This is a genomic window from Streptomyces sp. NBC_00775 (assembly GCF_036347135.1).
Classification (GTDB): Bacteria; Actinomycetota; Actinomycetes; order Streptomycetales; family Streptomycetaceae; genus Streptomyces; species Streptomyces lutosisoli.
In genome coordinates this window covers 9,787,740-9,803,215 of record NZ_CP108938.1, presented here as the reverse complement: position 1 = coordinate 9,803,215, position 15,476 = coordinate 9,787,740, and the positions used below count along the sequence as shown (strand labels likewise).

The following is a 15,476-nucleotide window of genomic DNA, read 5'->3' as shown; positions in this document are numbered from 1 at the left end:
CGGAAGTGAACTCGGTGAGGTGCGCCGAACGTATGCCCGCCGCCATGAACGGGCCTGGAGCACTGCTCGACTCGCGCTCGGCGCACCCCCGTACCGGGGGTGGCGCGCGCTCAGCGGACCTCGAAATTGCCCATCATCATCATGTCCTCGTGCTCCAGGTTGTGGCAGTGGAAGACGTACTTGCCGCGGTGGCCGTCGAACCGCGTGATGATCCGGGCCTGTTCGGCGGGCCGCAGGTCCAGGGTGTCCTTCCAGCCGTGGTCGAACCGCCCGGGTTCCTTGGTGCCGCGGTTGAGTACCTGGAAGTGCACCAGGTGCAGATGGATCGGATGGTGGAAGTCCGCGTACAGGTTCCAGATCTCGATGTCGCCGAGCCGTGGCGCCGCGTGCACATGGTCCACGGAGAAGGGCTCGCCGTTGATGGTCCAGCCGTACTTGTCCCCGATCGACCTGGACTGGAAGACCATGTCCCGTTCCCTGACGGCCCGTCCGGGAGCCAGTGGCTCGATCACCGAGAGTGTGCGCGGCACGTGGCTGTCGTCCTTGGCCTTGCGCGCGATACGGAACTCCATCACCTGGCGGGTGGATCCCTCGCCGAAGTCGTTCACCAGCCGCACCTTCTGGCCCACGCGGTAGCGCGAGAAGTCGACGACGACCTCCTGCCGTTCGGCCGAGGCGAGATCGAGGTACGGATGGGTCAGCGGCCGGGCGAGGAGCCCCCCGTCGGAGGCCACCTGCACGAACGGCTCGTGCACGCCGTCCGGGGCCGGGTCGAGGCGCAGCCGGTAGCGGCGCGCGTTGGAGGCGTTGAGCAGGCGCAGCCGGTGGCGGACGGCGTCGACTTCCTTGTACGGCCAGGGGGTTCCGTTGACCAGGACGACGTCGCCGAGGACGCCCGCCTCGTAGCCGGAGGTCACCCCCGGCGTCTTGTCCAGGTCCTTGTCGACGCTGGGATAGCGCAGGCCGCCGTCCGCCGCGAAGGACCGGTCCATGATGACGAGGGGCAGGTCGCGGTCGCCGTCCGGGAGCGGCAGGGCCCGTTCCTCGTCGTCGGTGATCAGGTGCAGCCCGGCGAGGCCGCGCCACACGCTGGGGCCGGTGAAGTCCATCCGGTGGTCGTGGTACCAGAGGGTGGCCGCGCGCTGGTCGGTGTCGTACTCGTAGGTGCGCGTGCCGTGGCTGACATCGCCGCCGCCGTGGTGCGCGCTCATGTGCCCGCCGCTCGTCGGCAGGATCTGGTCGGTGGGGTAGCCGTCGTGCCGCTGGGCGTTCCTGCCGCCGTGCAGGTGGACGACGGTGGGGACGGGGAGTTCGTTGCGGTGCCGCACCACGGTTCTGCGGCCGCGCCGGGTGACCAGGGTCGGACCGGGGAAGATGCCGTCGTACCCCCATATCGGGGTGCGCAGGCCGTCGATGATCTCGGCGGTCGCCTCGCGCTGGGTGATCTCGTAGGTGTCCGTGCCGCCGGCCGAGCTGGTGGGTTTCAGCACCGGCGGCACCGTCAGCGGCTTCCGGAACGCCTCGGGCAGCGGTACCTGGCTGCGCAGCAGGGTGCCGGTGGATGTCGTACCGCGGAAGCCGAAGGCCAGCACGGCCGATCCGCCGATGGTCAGCGCGGCGGCTCCGGTGCCCAGCAGGAGGGAGCGCCGGGAGACGCGCCCGCTCACGCGGAGGTCCCGGTGTCGGCGGGCTCACCGGCGTGCCGTACCCGCAGGGCGACCAGGAACGCGCCCGCGATCATCGCGACGCCGAGTGGAATGTGCAGGGAGAGCAGCCGGGCGGCCCCCGCACCGTTCTGGGCCTGATTGGCCAGCAGCAGGGTGAGCGCCGCCAGGAACGGCCACAGTTTTCCCTTGCCGTGCCGGCGCAGCAGCGCGCCGACGACGAGCGCGCAGAACAGAAGTGCGTCCGTGAAGGTCGCGCCGTACTGGTGCCAGCGCAACGCGTCGTAGCTGCCCGAAAGGAACTGGCCGGCCAGGACGGCCTGCGCGAAGTAGACCAGGGCCACGGTGTACATCAGCACCGCGTATCCGTGCCCGTACGCCCGCCTCCTGCGGGCCCGTCCGTCCGTCGCCGACAGCGTGGTCTTCCCGTCCGCCACTTCCGCGCCCATGACTGGAATTCCTCCATTCTGAAATCGATGAACTACACCGTAGACTTAACCTACGGCGTAGACATCATCACATCTCAAAGCATGAAGTGAAATGAGAACTCAGATGGGCAAACACGAGTCCGTTCGTGAACAGGCGGGTGTCGCGCGGTCGACGACCGTCCTGGTTTCCTGTGCACGACTGCACACGGAGCGTGTCGGGCAGGGCCCCGCCCTGGTGCTGGTACCGGGCGGCGGTGGCGACGCGGGCATGTTCGAGGACGTCGTGCCGCTGCTCGCCGAGCGGTTCACGGTGATCACCTACGACCGGCGCGGCAACTCCCGCAGCCCGCTCGCCGATCCGGCGGCACGCATCGACGTCCCGCAGCAGGCGGACGACGTGATCGCGATCCTCGACCACTACGGCATCGACCAGGCGTACGTCTTCGGCAACAGCGGCGGCGCGATCATCGCGCTGGAACTGCTGGCGCACCACTCCGGGCGACTGCTCGGCGCCGTCGTCCACGAGCCCCCGCTCATGCAGGTGCTGCCCTTGGACAGCCCGGAGCGGCAGGCCATGGAGGACATCGAACGGCTCGGCCGGGATAAGGGTCCGCTGCGGGCGTCGGCCGCGTTCGGCGCGATGACGCTTCCGCAGCCGCCGCGGATGTTCGTGTCACCGAGGGGCCAGGCGCTGATCGCCGCGACCTCCCGCGTGATGCTGGCCACCGCCGGTGCCGCGAAGCGGGTGACCGGTCGCGAGCCGGACACCATGACCCGCATCCTGGGCAACTCCCGCATCCTCATCGAGCGGGAACTGTCCGAGTTCTGCTTCGCGTACCAGCCCGACCTCGATGCCCTGCGGAACGTGGGCATCCCCTGGCGCCTCGCCACGGGCCGCGACAGCGAAGGGCGCCCCTACCATCGTCCCGCTCACGTCCTGAGCGAACTGCTCGGCGTAGCATGCGAGGAGTTCCCCGGAGGCCACACGGTCTACCAGCAGCGTCCGCGGGAATTCACCCAGCGGCTGATCACGATTCTGGACCAACTCTCCTCATGAAGACCGACAAGGGCAGCGCGGCGGACACGCGGCCGTCCCCGCGCGTCAGACCGGCGCTGAACCGGACGTACATCGCCGCCGCCGCCCTGGCCCTGATCGACGCCAACGGCCTCGGCAACTTCTCGATGCGCAAGCTCGGCGCGGGGCTCGGGGTCGACCCGATGGCGGTGTACCGCTACTTCCGGGACCAGGAGGAGCTGTTCGACGGCATCGCGGAGGCGCTCTTCGACGAGCTCGATGTCGACTCGCTGCCCTGGGACGACACTTGGCGGGCGGTCTCCGAGCAGTACTGCCGGCGGCTGCGCGACACGCTGCTCCGCCATCCGCAGGCGGTCTCGGTCTTCGCGACCCGTCCGGTGCGCTCGCGTGCGTCGATCGACACGGGCGTACGGATCATCGAGCTGCTTCAGGCCAGGGGTTTCACCCCGACCCACGCCCTGCAGATCGCTCGCTGTCTGCGCGAGTTCACCATCGGGCACGCGCTGAGCCTGGCGGTGGTGCGGCTCGGTTCGCAGAGCCGCAGCAAGAAGCCCGCGCCCGAATCGCCCGCGTACAACGTCCTCGCCCGCGCGGCCGACGGCACGGAGATCGACGAGCACTTCGACATCGGCCTCACGGCGATGCTGGACGGCTTCGAGCGGCTGATCTGAACGAGAAGGGCGGCCCAGGCCGACGACCGGGACCGCCCTTCTTCAACCGCTCAGTGAGCGACGGGAGTTGCCTCCGCGGCGGGCTCCTTCTCCCGCACGGTGGCCGGTCGTGGAGCCAGTACCCGCTCCGCCAGCACCCCGAAGACGAGACCGAAGGCGGTCCACAGGGTCAGCTGGATGGCCAGGGCCGCGAGGCGGAACTGCCAGAGCAGGGTGGCGGAGAAGTCCTTCGGGACCTCGTTGACGGTCGGCAGGAACGCGTACGCGAGGCCGATGGCGAGGACGAAGAACGCGCCCGCCGCGAGCGTCGCGTTCCAGTTGCCCAGGCGCGGCGCGAGGCGCTTGCCCAGGATGACCGTGGCGACGGCGAGCAGCACGCTGAGCACCATCATCAGGAAGTACAGGGTCGTGCGCTTGCCGATGGTGTCGGGGTCGCCGACGGACGGCGGGTTGGCCGGGTACTTCAGGAACGGCACCACGTAGACGGCGAGCAGGCCCGCCGCCGACAGCAGGAGCGCGCTGGCGCGCGGCCCGAACCGGCCGATCCTGCCCAGCGCGAAGCAGTACGCGAGGGCGGCGATCCCGCCGAACGAGACCCCGTAGACGAGGACACCGGTGGCCAGACCGCCGGTGGACTGCATCGTGCGGGAGACGATCTCCATACCGTGCTCGTGCGAGTGCGCCTCCTCGTAGGCGATCGCCGAGTCCACGCGCGGCTCACCCAGGAAGTAGGCGACGACCAGGGCGAGCAGGCCCGCGGCGAGACCCGCGAGCATGCCACGCACCAGGAGGTTTCTGACAGTTGCGGAATTCATGAGCTCGTACGTTTCCTCTTCGGCGTCAGTGGCAGGGGAAGCCGAGGAGGTGGCGGGCGTCGTGCACCCACTCGTGCACGTTCTCGCCGGACACGAGGGAGGTGGCGCCCTGTTCGGCGCCGACGAAGTAGAGCAGGACCAGCATCAGGATGCCGAAGAAGACCGCCCAGGGGGCGATCGCGCCGATCGGCAGCTTCGCGGGAACGGCGGTGGGGGTAGCGGTCGGCTGAGCGACGGACTGCGCCATGGGGCAGAACCTCCTGGGGAACTCGCGTCCCATCTTGGTGGTGCACAGGACGACGGCCGCGGGTCTGACTTGCTCGACCTTCACCACCCCTGGCGGGAGTGGTTCTTGATGGGCTTACAGTGGCGCGACCGTGCCGGATTTCCACCGGACTTCCGCCGAACCGTCGTCAATATCGACGAGACCGTACCGCGTGGCGGGGATCCGGCCAAGGGCGCATGAGGGGCACGGCGTGCGCCCCTTGCCCGGCCGCGTGGCCGGTTCCCGTACCGCACAAGGGTTTCGCACAGGAAAGTGGATGTGTATGACGAGCCGAGTGATCCTGATCTCAGCGGCGATCAGCGAGGCACTGCGCGAGGCCCGCTTCGACGACGGATGCCCGGTCGACGCCTCGGGGCTGCGGCTCGCGCGGGCGGCCGCGGGCAGTGTTCCGGCCGCGGCCCGGCTGTGGGTCTCCCCCACCGTGCGGTGCCGGGAGACCGCGGGCGCGCTCGGCCTCGACACCCCCGCGGACGCACCGGAGTTGGCCGCTCTGGACGTGGGCCGCTGGCGCGGGGCGACCCTCGACGAGGTGAGCGCGAAGGAGCCGGAGGCGGTGGCACGGTGGCTGGCCGATCCCGGATCCGCGCCGCACGACGGGGAGTCGGTGCGGGCGTTCTGCGACCGGGTGGCGGGCTGGCTGGACACGGCCTCCGAGGTCACCGGGCGAACCGTCGCCGTGGTGGAGCCGGAGGTCGTACGGGCCTTGGTGGTACGGGTGTTGGGGGCGCCGGAGTCGGCGTTCTGGCGCGTCGACGTGCCCCCGCTGACCGCCACGGAGTTCAGCGGCCGCGCGGGTCGCTGGAACGTTCGCGCGGGACGCCCGCTCGGGGAGCCGGGCTGACCCGTCCGCCATCAGGGCGCGTCGCCGCTCACGCGCCCGCCGCCTCCCGCGAGATCCGCTCGAACTGCGCCCCCATCGCCTCGGAGAGCGCCTGGGCCGCCGTCAGCGGGCGGACCATGACCATGAAGTCGTCGATCCGGCCGTCCTCGTCGAAGTGCAGGAAGTCGCAGCCGGTGAGCTGCTTGTCGCCCACCTTCGCCTCGAAGACCAGCGCGTGGTCCCGGCCGTCGGCGCCGGCGATCTCGCGTACGTACCGGAAGTCGGTGAAGACACGGGAGACGGCGCGCAGGATGGCCGCGGTGATCGCCTTGCCCGGGTAGGGCTTGAAGGCGACGGGGCTGGTGAACACCACGTCCTCGGCCAGCATCTCCTCGATCGCGGCGAAGTCTCCGGCCTCCACGGCCTTGCGGAAGGAATGCATCACGCCCACCTCTTCTACTCAACCAGTTGTCTAGGTGCGGATGACATTAATCGCGCATGTTCCCGGCGTCCAGCCTCGGAGCAGAGCCGCCCGCCGTATTCCCGGAGCGTCATTGGATCCCCTATGGCTGCAAGCGGGTTCCCTATTGGTCACCTATGTCCGACGCGCATACCGTCGAGCACATCGCCGCCCTGACGATCTGAGCGCAGAACGTCAGGGCGTACGGCCAAGAACGTTCCCCAGGTCCGTCAGGGCCCGCTCCCCCGGAGAGAACACCATGTCGAAGATCCTTTTCGTGATGACCGGCGTCGACTACTGGACGCTCGCCGACGGCACCCGTCACCCGACCGGCTTCTGGGCCGAGGAGGCCGTCGCCCCGTACGAGGCCTTCAAGGCCGCGGGCCACGAGGTCGTCGTCGCCACGCCGGGCGGCGTCGTGCCGACCGTGGACCAGGGAAGCCTGGCGCCCGAGGTGAACGGCGGGCAGGAGGGCGCCGACCGGATCGCCGGCGCCCTCGCGTCGATCGCCGAGCTCCAGCAGCCGATCAAGCTGGAGGAAGCGGACCTGGACGACTACGCGGCCGTCTTCTACCCCGGCGGCCACGGCCCGATGGAGGACCTCGCGGTCAACGCCGACTCCGGCCGGCTCCTCACCCTCGCGCTCGACTCGGGCAAGCCGCTCGGTGTGGTGTGCCACGCCCCGGCCGCGCTGCTCGCCGCCACCCGCGAGGACGGCGGCAACGCCTTCGCGGGCTACCGGGTCTCCGGGTTCACCAACGCCGAGGAGACCCAGGCGGGTCTCGCAGGCAAGGCCAAGTGGCTGCTCCAGGACCGGCTCGTCGAGGCGGGCGTCGACTTCCAGGAGGGCGAGCCGTGGGCCCCCAAGGTGGTTGTCGACCGCAACCTGGTCACCGGCCAGAACCCGTCCTCCTCCGCCCCGCTCGCGGCAGAGCTGCTGAAGAAGCTGGGCTGACCCTCATGGCCACCGACCGGCTCGACGAGGTCCTCGACGCCGCCTACGAGTGCCTGACCAGGTACGGCGTACGGCGCACCACGATGGACGACATCGCCTCCACCATGGGCGTGTCCCGGTCAGCGGTCTACCAGTACGTGCGTGGCAAGGACGACGCCTTCCGCCGCCTCGCCGGACGCCTGCACGAGCAGGCGCTCGGCCGGGCCCGGCAGGCGGCCATCGAGGACGCCCCGCACACCGAACGCGTCCGGGGCGTGCTCGCCGCCAAGCTCGACCTGGTGGGCCGGCTGGCCGGGGACTCCCCGCACACGGCCGAACTCCTCGACGAGAAGGCCCGGTTGTTCGGTGACCTCTGCCACGCCTTCACCGGCGAACTGCGCCGCCTCCTGATCACCCTCTTCGCCGAGGCGGACTCCCTGGCCGGCGTCGAGCCCGCCGAGGCCGCCGACATCTGCCTCGCCCTGGTCGTCGGCCTGGAGTCGGCGCCCGGGGGCAGACATCTGCTGCCCCCGGCGACCGACGCCCTGCTGACCGGACTGCTGGGAGCACCGGTTCGGGGGTGTCCCGCAATCCCTGGTCAGGAGTGTGCTCGGGGCCCGGAAGCAATACCCGCCGGACCGGCCTAGCCTGGAGGAATGGGCGGTGACCTCGTCACGCTGTTCCTGGCCGGTGACGTGATGCTCGGCCGCGGAGTCGACCAGATACTTCCGCACCCCGGCGATCCGAAGCTGCCGGAGTCGTACATCAAGGATGCCCGCGCCTATGTGGAGCTGGCCGAGGCGGCGAACGGCATGATTCCCCAGCCGGTCGGCTTCCCCTGGCCGTGGGGCGACGCTCTGGACGTGCTCGACGCGGCGGCGCCCGACGCCCGGATCCTCAACCTGGAGACCGCCGTCACGCGGAACGACGAGATCGCGCCCGCCAAAGAGGTCCACTACCGGATGCACCCGGCCAACCTGCCCGCCCTGGCCGCCGCCCGTCCTCACGTCTGCGCCCTGGCCAACAACCATGTGTTGGACTACGGCCGCCGCGGGCTGGAGGAGACCCTCGACGCCCTGGCGGACGCGGGCCTTCGCTCGGCGGGGGCGGGCCGGGACGCCGAGGAGGCCCAGCGTCCCGCGATCGTCCCCGTCGCCGGTGGCCGGCGCGTCCTGGTCCTCTCCGTGGGGATGGCCTCCAGCGGCATACCCCGCGGCTGGGCCGCCACAGCGGAGCGCAGCGGGGTCGACTTCGTCGCCGAGCCGTCGGATGCCGCCGCGGCCGGGATCACCGCCCGGCTGCGTCCGGCCAAGCGGCCGGGCGACATCGTGGTCGTCTCGGTCCACTGGGGCTCCAACTGGGGCTATCTCATCCCGCGTGACCAGGTCCGCTTTCGGCCATGCGCTCATCGACGGCGGCGCGGACGTCGTGCACGGGCACTCCTCGCACCATCCGCGGCCCTTGGAGTCGTACCGGGGAAAGCTCATCACCCACGGCTGCGGCGACCTGATCAACGACTACGAGGGCATCGGCGGCCGCGAGGAGTACCGGGACGACCTCCGGCTGCTGTACTTCGTCACCGTGAACCCGGACGACGGCAGATTCCACGACGTGCGCATCACCCCGATGCGGGCCCGGCGGATGCGGCTGGAGCGCGCGACGGCCGAGGACGCGCGGTGGGTGCGGGACGTCCTGGACCGGATCAGCCGGGCCTACGGCTCACGCGTCGAACGCAGCCCGGACGACACCCTCACCGTCCGGCCGTCCCAGCGGCCGCGGGAGTGAGCGGCACGGACTTCACTCGGGACCCGAGGACCTGACCTCACCCGGAAGGCGACCATGTACTTCACCGACCGAATCGAAGCGGGCCGGCGGCTCGCCGCCCGGCTGCACCATCTCAAGGGCGAGGACCCGGTGGTCGTGGGACTCCCCCGCGGCGGCGTCGTGGTCGCCGCGCAGGTCGCCGAGGCCCTCGGCGCTCCGCTCGACGTCTGCCTCGTACGCAAACTGGGGGTGCCCTTCCAGCCGGAGCTGGCCATGGGCGCGATCGGCGAGGAGGGCGTGCGCGTCATCAACGACAAGGTGGTGCGGGCCACGGGTGTGACGGACCGTGCTCTGGCGGCCGTGGAGGAACACGAGCGCGGTGTCCTGGAGCAGCGGGCCCGCCGCTACCGGGGCGGGCGGCAGCCGGCCCGGTACGAGGGACGCACGGTGCTGGTGGTGGACGACGGTCTGGCGACCGGCTCCACGGCCCTGGCGGCCTGCCGGATCGCGCGCGCCCGCGGAGCGTCGCGGATCGTGCTGGCGATTCCCGTGGCGCCGCACGACTGGACGGCCCGCATCGGGGGCGAGGCGGACGAAGGTGTCTGTCTGGACACGCCCCAGCCGTTCTACGCGATCGGTGAGTTCTACGCGGACTTCGGGCAGACGAGCGATGAGGAGGTCATCGCCTGCCTGGAGCACAACCGCGCGGCCCACGCCACGTCCGACGCGGCGCCGGGCGCGGGCGGCGCCTCCCCGGAGCACGATTCCGCGCCCTATGACAGGGCGGTCCGGATACCGGCCGCGGGCGCCGAGCTCGACGGGCGGCTGACGGTACCCCGCGGCACCCCCGGAGTCGTCCTCTTCGCCCACGGCAGCGGCAGCAGCAGGAAGAGCCCGCGCAACCGCTTCGTCGCCACCGGACTGAACCGCGCCGGTCTGGGCACCCTGCTGTTCGATCTGCTCACCGAGGCCGAGGCGGTGAACCGGGACAACGTGTTCGACACGGCACTGCTCGCCCGCCGTCTGACCCAGGCGACCGAATGGCTGCGTGAGCAGCCCGGCACCCAAGACATGGCGTTCGGTTACTTCGGTGCCAGCACAGGCGCCGCCGCCGCGCTGTGGGCCGCGGCGGAGCCCGACGCGGACATCGCGGCCGTCGTCTCCCGCGGCGGCAGGCCGGACCTGGCCGGCCCCAGGCTGCCGGAGGTGAAGGCTCCGACGCTGCTCGTCGTCGGGGGCCGCGACCACGTGGTGCTGGATCTCAACCGGCAGGCCGCGGCGCGCCTGAGCTGCGAGCATCAGCTGGCCGTCGTCCCCGGTGCCACTCATCTCTTCGAGGAACCCGGCACGCTGGAATCGGTCACCGAGCTGGCCACGGACTGGTTCGGCAGACACCTCGTCTGATCCGGAAGTCAGACCGACCGGGACCACCACGTCAATCGGCGTCGCCGACCGCTCGCGCCCCGGCCACCCCGGCACCGGCACCGGCCTGACCGCGCGGTGGCGCCGTCGTGCCGCGGACTTCGAGGGCCGGAGCGGTGAGCACGACCTCGCCGGGGCGGGCGGGGTCGTCGATCCGGTCGAGGAGACACTGCGCGGCGCGCCGGCCGACGTCGTGGCCGGCGCTGTCCACGGTGGTGAGCCACAGGTGCCGCAGCCGTGAGAGGTACGTGTTGTCGTAGCCGACGAGGGAGAGGTCGCGCGGCACCTGGAGGCCGAGCTCCTCGGCGGCCGACAGGGCGCCGACACAGGCGATGTCGTTGAACGCGAAGACGGCGGTGGGCCGTTCAGGGGCGCTGAGCAGCCGGACCGTCGCCCGGTAGCCGCCCTCCTCCGTCAGGTCGCCCTGCTCCACGATCGCCTCCTCGGCCAGTCCGTGCTCGCGCATGACCGCCTCGAAGCTGCGCCGGCGCAGCTCGCCGACCATCCCCTGCCCCGCGATATGGGCGATGCGCCGGTGGCCGAGGCCAATGAGGTGCTCGGTGGCGAGGCGGGCGCCGCGCTCGTCGTCATTGGCGACGACGTCGACACCGGGCAGCTCGGGCTCCCGGGCGCCCGCGACGACGGTGGGGATCCGCCCGGCCGCCGTCCGCAGCGCTTCCGAGGCCGGCAGGGTGCCGACGGCGATCAGACCGTCGACCCGCAGGTCCATGAAGGTCCGGGTGAGGTCCTCGCCGAGACGCCGGTTGAGGTGGCCGTCGGCGAGCAGCATGTGCAGCCCGGAGTCGTGCAGCCGGGAGTTCAGACCGTCGAGCAGCTCCACGAACCAGGGGTTGCGCATGTCGTTGAGGAGCACTCCGACCGTACGGGTGCGCCGCTCGCTGAGGCTGCGCGCGGCGGCGTTGGGCCGGTAGCCGAGCTCCTCGACGGCGGCCAGCACGGCCTGCCGCTTCTCGTCACGCACCTGGTCGGAGCCGCGCAGCACGAGGGAGACCAGCGACTTCGACACTCCGGCCCGTTCGGCGACATCGCGAATGGTCGGTGCTCTCATGGTCTGGACCGTTCCATACGGTGGGTGAGCTTGTCAAAGGGCTTGACACGTCACAGAACGGCCTTCAATGTGAGCCGGGAACTTGTTGGACCGGTCCAAAGAGGGGCAGTCATGGTGCGTGCGCTCGGCGTTGCCGTCGTGGGGTTCGGCTGGATGGGAAGGGTGCACACCCAGGCGTACGCCCGCGTGCCGCACCATTTCCCGGAGCTCGCCCTGCGGCCCGAACTGATCGCCGTCGCCGACGACGTGCCCGGCCGCGCCGAGGAGGCCGCGGCGCAGTACGGCTTTGCCACCGCGGCCCGGGACTGGCATGAGGTCGCCGCCGACCCCCGGGTCCAGGCGGTGAGCATCGCCGCGCCGAACTTCCTGCACCGCGAGATCGGCACCGCGATGGCGGCGGCGGGCAAGCACATCTGGATCGAGAAGCCGGTGGGCCTGACCGCCGAGGACGCCCTGTCCGTGTCGGACGCGGTGACCAAAGCCGGGGTACAGGGCACGGTCGGCTTCAACTACCGGGGCGCGCCCGCCGTCGCCGCCGCCCGCGAGCTGATCGCCTCCGGCGAGATCGGCACCGTCACCCATGTCCGCATCCGGCTGTTCAGCGACTACGCGGCACATCCGGAAGGCGCGCTGACCTGGCGCTACGAGCGGGAGCGCGGCGGCAGCGGCGTCCTCGGCGACCTGGCCTCGCACGGCGTCGACCTGGCGCGCTTCCTGCTCGGCGAGATCGAGGCACTGACCGCGGACACCGCGATCTTCCTGCCCGAGCGGGCCCGCCCGACGGGAGCTACCGCCGGCCATACGCGTGCGGCGGGCGGCGAGCTGGGTCCGGTGGAGAACGAGGACTACGTCAACTGCCTGCTGCGCTTCGCCTCCGGCGCGCGGGGTGTGCTGGAGGCCTGCCGGGTCTCGGTGGGCGAGCAGAACAACTACGGCTTCGAGGTGCACGGCACCAAGGGCGCGGTCCTCTGGGACTTCCGGCGGATGGGCGAACTGGGCGTCAGCCGGGGTACGTCGTACCAGGACCAGCCCGTCAGCACGCTGTACGTCGGGCCCGGGCAGGGCGAGTACGCCGCTTTCCAGCCGGGCGCGGCGAACAGCATGAGCTACGACGACCTCAAGGTCATCGAGGCGCGCAACTTCCTGCGGTCCATCGCCGACAACACCGCGTACGGCGCGACGCTGGTTGACGCGGTTCACAGCGCCGCCGCACTGGACGCCATGTCACGCTCCGCCGAGCTGGGAACGTGGGTTTCACCGACCTGAGCGACGCGGACGGATCGGGGCAACGGACCCGGGCGGAAAATGCAGTTCGCGCCGTCGACGGGTCCGTCACAATGTCGCGATGATCGGCAATCGGATCACCTACCGCATGGCGGACGGCATACGCGTACCCGGAACCTGGCGGCACGCCTTCATCCGTAACGGCGACTACTTCCTGACCGACTTGTTCATCTACGCGGACGGACTCGTCAACTGCTGGGGCCTGGTCACCCTTGAGGAGTTCGAGGAGAAGCTGCGCAGCGGCTGGGTCGCCACCGAACTCCCGGACGGCGCCAGGGCGTCCGGCCATGAGCTGGCCGCCTGGAAATTCAGCGAGCCGCGCAGCTGGCACACCCCCGAGCTGCTGCTCGCCGAGGTGCGCGACACCATCGACCAGCTCAACGGCCGCCCGGACTCGACGGAGCGGTGCCTGGCCACCGTCGACACGTTCCTCGCCGACCGGACCGAGGAGAAGCGGGCCGCGGCCCGCGCCGCCTACCTCGCCATCCCCGAGACGCAGCGTCACTACGCGCTCGGCGACATGGACCGCAAGGACTGGCCGCTTCAGGCCCTGGTGGCCGGACCTGGCGGGCGCATGGAGTGGCCGGACGAAGCGGTCACCCAGGAGATGTACGACGACGCGGTGGCCTACTTCGAGGACCGGGCGAAGTGGATCGCCGAACGGCCCTCACGGGTCCCGGCGGACGGACCCGCGACTCCTGTCGCCCCCGCGATCCACCTCTACCAGAGCTATCCGCTGAAGCAGTCCGACGATCCGGGCAGGCAGGCCCTTCGCAACGACTACCCGGCACCGATCGACGTCGACGGCGTCACCTACCCCTCCGTCACCTACGCGTACTGGGCCCTCTCGACCGGCGACCCCGAAGCCCGGGCCGCGATCACAGAAGCGGACAGACCGTACGACGCCCAGCAGCTGGCGGTAGGCGCCCGCCGACGCGACGGCTGGGAGCAGGCCCGTACCGCTGTGATGACCGGACTGCTGCGGGCCAAGTACACCCAGCACCCGCATCTGGCCGGGATTCTCCTGGCCACGGACGACGCGACGCTCGTCTACGACCACATGGACTCCGACTTCTGGGGCGACAACGGCGGCCGCGGCCGGAACTGGATCGGCCGCCTCCTCGAACTCATCCGTTCCGAACTGCACGCCGGGCGCGCAGGGATCCGGGTGTGCCCTTGAACTGACGTGCGGGGCCGCGGGATCGAGGCGCTGCTCCCGGCGGACCGGGGTCGCGTGTCGGCCTGATAGCGCGCCCAACTTTTTGTTATCGGCCGCGTTCCACGACGTCTCCAGTGCGTAGGGCATCCCCAGGCACCCGAGCGTTAAGGAACCGAGTCAGTGACAGCACAGATCAGTCGCCGGAACATGCTGAAGATCGCCGGGGTGGCGGCGGGCGCCGCCGGGACCGGCACGGCCCTCGCGGCGGCCCCGGCATCGGCGGCAGGCGGTGCCTTCGCACACCCCGGGATGCTGCACACCCGGGCCGATCTCGCCCGCATGGCGAACAAGGTGAAGGCCGGCGCGCAGCCCTACACGGCCGGCTTCGCCAAGCTGACGGCCAACGCGCACGCGCAGAGCTCCTGGAAGGCCAACCCGCAGGCCACGGTCTACCGCGGCTCCGGCTCGCCCGAGAACTACCGCACGCTGTACAACGACATCCACGCCGCCTACCAGAACGCCCTGCGCTGGCACGTCAGCGGCGACACCGCGCACGCCGACACCGCCCGCGACATCCTCAACGCCTGGTCGGCCAGGCTGACCAAGCTCGAGGGCAGCGCCGACCGGTTCCTCGCCTCGGGCCTGTACGGCTACCAGTTCGCCAACGCCGCCGAGCTCATCCGCGGCTACGACGGCTTCGAGCTGGCCCGCTTCCAGCAGATGATGCTCGACGTCTTCCACCCGCTGAGCGAGGACTTCCTCGCGAACCACAACGGCGCCTACATCACCAACTACTGGACCAACTGGGACCTGACGAACATCGCCTCCGTCCTCGCGATCGGCATCCTGTGCGACGACCGCGCCAAGGTGAACCGGGCCGTCGACTACTTCAAGCACGGCGAGGGCATGGGCTCGGTCAAGAACGCCATCCCGGTCGTGTACGACGACGGTCTCGCCGAATGGGTCGAGGCCGGCCGCGACCAGGGCCACGCGCTGCTCGGCGTCGGCCTGATGGGCACCATCTGCGAGATGGCCTGGAACCAGGGCATCGACCTGTACGGCTACGACGACAGCCGTTTCCTCAAGGGCGCCCAGTACGTGGCCAAGTGGAGCATGGGCCAAGACGTGCCGTTCACCGCGTACACCCGGAAGAAGGGCGCGCCCGGCATCTGGTCGGGCACGGAGACCGCGTCCGCGGCGGCTGCCGTCGATCCGGCCATGGCCCGGCCGATCTGGGCGATGGTCGCGAGCCACTACACCAAGCGCCGGGGGCTGGACGCGCAGTACCTCACGCGGATCGCGGCCCGGTTCGCGCCCGAGGGCGGCGGCGGGGACTACGGCCCCAACAGCGGCGGCTACGACCAACTCGGCTTCGGCACCCTGGCGTTCACCCGTCCCCGGGCCACCACCGCCGAGGCGACGGCGTCGCCGGCGCCCTCCGCCACCGCGTCCGGCGCGTCGCCCGCCGACGGTGCGTCCGCCGCCGCGTCCGCCACGCCTTCCTCCTCGTCGAGCCCGCTCGGCGGGAGGAGCGGCGACCTGGCCGCCACCGGCTCCTCCGACCTCCCCGCGTGGACCGCCGCCACCGGCGTCGCCGCCCTCGCGGGCGGCCTGCTCCTGCTGCGCCGCCGCGGTCAGGCCCGTCGCGACGCCGGGGAGTGACC

The 15,476-nt window shown here is 71.0% G+C and carries 15 protein-coding genes, 1 pseudogene and 1 riboswitch; of the genes and pseudogenes, 10 read left to right on the top strand and 6 right to left on the bottom strand.

The window, feature by feature from the left end:
• Positions 1-110: 110 nt before the first annotated feature.
• Both OIC96_RS43565 and OIC96_RS43560 read right to left on the bottom strand, forming a co-directional pair.
• Positions 111-1,667: a multicopper oxidase family protein gene (locus OIC96_RS43565; RefSeq protein WP_330302526.1), complete on the bottom strand. Its 1,557-nt coding sequence runs from the start codon at positions 1,665-1,667 to the stop codon at positions 111-113.
• Entirely contained in the window at positions 1,664-2,113 is a 450-nt protein-coding gene (locus OIC96_RS43560) for a hypothetical protein (protein WP_330302527.1), read from the bottom strand. Before OIC96_RS43560 ends, OIC96_RS43565 begins: the two co-directional genes overlap by 4 nt.
• 103 nt (positions 2,114-2,216) lie before the next feature.
• Here OIC96_RS43560 and OIC96_RS43555 point away from each other — a divergent pair, with 103 nt between their 5' ends.
• The gene (locus OIC96_RS43555; RefSeq protein WP_330462151.1) at positions 2,217-3,149 is read left to right on the top strand and encodes an alpha/beta fold hydrolase; all 933 of its coding nucleotides are present in this window, start codon (positions 2,217-2,219) and stop codon (positions 3,147-3,149) included.
• Positions 3,146-3,799 (top strand): TetR/AcrR family transcriptional regulator C-terminal domain-containing protein, encoded by a 654-nt coding sequence (locus tag OIC96_RS43550; RefSeq protein ID WP_330302529.1) that lies wholly within the window; start codon positions 3,146-3,148, stop codon positions 3,797-3,799. Before OIC96_RS43555 ends, OIC96_RS43550 begins: the two co-directional genes overlap by 4 nt.
• Positions 3,800-3,849: 50 nt before the next feature.
• On the opposite strand, the gene OIC96_RS43545 is transcribed toward OIC96_RS43550, so the two are convergent.
• Together OIC96_RS43545 and OIC96_RS43540 are read right to left on the bottom strand one after the other, a co-directional pair.
• Positions 3,850-4,614, bottom strand: coding sequence for a CbtA family protein (locus tag OIC96_RS43545; protein WP_330302530.1), 765 nt, complete (start codon positions 4,612-4,614; stop codon positions 3,850-3,852).
• Between the two features lie 25 nt (positions 4,615-4,639).
• Positions 4,640-4,861 carry a CbtB domain-containing protein gene (locus OIC96_RS43540; protein WP_327426512.1) on the bottom strand — a complete coding sequence of 74 codons (222 nt, stop codon included), beginning with the start codon at positions 4,859-4,861 and terminating at the stop codon, positions 4,640-4,642.
• Between the two features lie 36 nt (positions 4,862-4,897).
• A riboswitch (cobalamin riboswitch) is annotated at positions 4,898-5,062 on the bottom strand.
• 100 nt (positions 5,063-5,162) lie between these two features.
• Here OIC96_RS43540 and OIC96_RS43535 point away from each other — a divergent pair.
• Positions 5,163-5,741: a histidine phosphatase family protein gene (locus OIC96_RS43535; RefSeq protein ID WP_330302531.1), complete on the top strand. Its 579-nt coding sequence runs from the start codon at positions 5,163-5,165 to the stop codon at positions 5,739-5,741.
• A gap of 28 nt (positions 5,742-5,769) precedes the next feature.
• On the opposite strand, the gene OIC96_RS43530 is transcribed toward OIC96_RS43535, so the two are convergent.
• Positions 5,770-6,162: a nuclear transport factor 2 family protein gene (locus OIC96_RS43530; protein WP_330302532.1), complete on the bottom strand. Its 393-nt coding sequence runs from the start codon at positions 6,160-6,162 to the stop codon at positions 5,770-5,772.
• 277 nt (positions 6,163-6,439) lie between these two features.
• On the opposite strand from OIC96_RS43530, the gene OIC96_RS43525 reads away from it, so the two are divergent.
• The 4 genes and pseudogenes from OIC96_RS43525 to OIC96_RS43510 all read left to right on the top strand — a co-directional run bounded on the left by OIC96_RS43525 (position 6,440) and on the right by OIC96_RS43510 (position 10,282).
• Positions 6,440-7,135 carry a type 1 glutamine amidotransferase domain-containing protein gene (locus OIC96_RS43525; protein WP_330302533.1) on the top strand — a complete coding sequence of 232 codons (696 nt, stop codon included), beginning with the start codon at positions 6,440-6,442 and terminating at the stop codon, positions 7,133-7,135.
• A 5-nt stretch (positions 7,136-7,140) separates the two neighbouring features.
• The gene (locus OIC96_RS43520) at positions 7,141-7,761 is read left to right on the top strand and encodes a TetR/AcrR family transcriptional regulator (protein WP_330302534.1); all 621 of its coding nucleotides are present in this window, start codon (positions 7,141-7,143) and stop codon (positions 7,759-7,761) included.
• Positions 7,762-7,770: 9 nt separating this feature from the next.
• Positions 7,771-8,899, top strand: a pseudogene (locus tag OIC96_RS43515) (CapA family protein).
• Between the two features lie 54 nt (positions 8,900-8,953).
• Positions 8,954-10,282 (top strand): phosphoribosyltransferase family protein, encoded by a 1,329-nt coding sequence (locus OIC96_RS43510; protein ID WP_330302535.1) that lies wholly within the window; start codon positions 8,954-8,956, stop codon positions 10,280-10,282.
• 31 nt (positions 10,283-10,313) lie between these two features.
• Here the strand turns inward: OIC96_RS43510 and OIC96_RS43505 are convergent, their stop codons facing one another.
• Complete coding sequence (locus OIC96_RS43505; RefSeq protein WP_330302536.1) at positions 10,314-11,369, bottom strand: LacI family DNA-binding transcriptional regulator; 1,056 nt, start codon at positions 11,367-11,369, stop codon at positions 10,314-10,316.
• Positions 11,370-11,480: 111 nt separating this feature from the next.
• Between OIC96_RS43505 and OIC96_RS43500 the strand changes: the two genes are divergently transcribed.
• The 3 genes from OIC96_RS43500 (at position 11,481) to OIC96_RS43490 (ending at position 15,474) form a co-directional block, all read left to right on the top strand.
• Entirely contained in the window at positions 11,481-12,635 is a 1,155-nt protein-coding gene (locus tag OIC96_RS43500) for a Gfo/Idh/MocA family protein (RefSeq protein ID WP_330302537.1), read from the top strand.
• A 79-nt stretch (positions 12,636-12,714) separates the two neighbouring features.
• The gene (locus OIC96_RS43495) at positions 12,715-13,833 is read left to right on the top strand and encodes an NADAR family protein (protein WP_330302538.1); all 1,119 of its coding nucleotides are present in this window, start codon (positions 12,715-12,717) and stop codon (positions 13,831-13,833) included.
• A 186-nt stretch (positions 13,834-14,019) separates the two neighbouring features.
• A complete protein-coding gene (locus OIC96_RS43490) occupies positions 14,020-15,474 on the top strand; it encodes an alginate lyase family protein (protein WP_330309979.1) in 1,455 nt (484 codons plus the stop codon).
• Positions 15,475-15,476 lie beyond the last annotated feature (2 nt).

Coding starts and splice junctions, on each gene's coding strand:
- OIC96_RS43555 (WP_330462151.1), top strand. CDS start 2,217: ATGGGCAAACACGAGTCCGTTCGTGAACAGGCGGGTGTCGCGCGGTCG.
- OIC96_RS43490 (WP_330309979.1), top strand. CDS start 14,020: ATGCTGAAGATCGCCGGGGTGGCGGCGGGCGCCGCCGGGACCGGCACG.
- OIC96_RS43525 (WP_330302533.1), top strand. CDS start 6,440: ATGTCGAAGATCCTTTTCGTGATGACCGGCGTCGACTACTGGACGCTC.
- OIC96_RS43540 (WP_327426512.1), bottom strand. CDS start 4,861: ATGGCGCAGTCCGTCGCTCAGCCGACCGCTACCCCCACCGCCGTTCCC.
- OIC96_RS43495 (WP_330302538.1), top strand. CDS start 12,715: ATGATCGGCAATCGGATCACCTACCGCATGGCGGACGGCATACGCGTA.
- OIC96_RS43510 (WP_330302535.1), top strand. CDS start 8,954: ATGTACTTCACCGACCGAATCGAAGCGGGCCGGCGGCTCGCCGCCCGG.
- OIC96_RS43505 (WP_330302536.1), bottom strand. CDS start 11,369: ATGAGAGCACCGACCATTCGCGATGTCGCCGAACGGGCCGGAGTGTCG.
- OIC96_RS43560 (WP_330302527.1), bottom strand. CDS start 2,113: ATGGGCGCGGAAGTGGCGGACGGGAAGACCACGCTGTCGGCGACGGAC.
- OIC96_RS43550 (WP_330302529.1), top strand. CDS start 3,146: ATGAAGACCGACAAGGGCAGCGCGGCGGACACGCGGCCGTCCCCGCGC.
- OIC96_RS43520 (WP_330302534.1), top strand. CDS start 7,141: ATGGCCACCGACCGGCTCGACGAGGTCCTCGACGCCGCCTACGAGTGC.
- OIC96_RS43535 (WP_330302531.1), top strand. CDS start 5,163: ATGACGAGCCGAGTGATCCTGATCTCAGCGGCGATCAGCGAGGCACTG.
- OIC96_RS43545 (WP_330302530.1), bottom strand. CDS start 4,614: ATGAATTCCGCAACTGTCAGAAACCTCCTGGTGCGTGGCATGCTCGCG.
- OIC96_RS43530 (WP_330302532.1), bottom strand. CDS start 6,162: ATGCATTCCTTCCGCAAGGCCGTGGAGGCCGGAGACTTCGCCGCGATC.
- OIC96_RS43500 (WP_330302537.1), top strand. CDS start 11,481: ATGGTGCGTGCGCTCGGCGTTGCCGTCGTGGGGTTCGGCTGGATGGGA.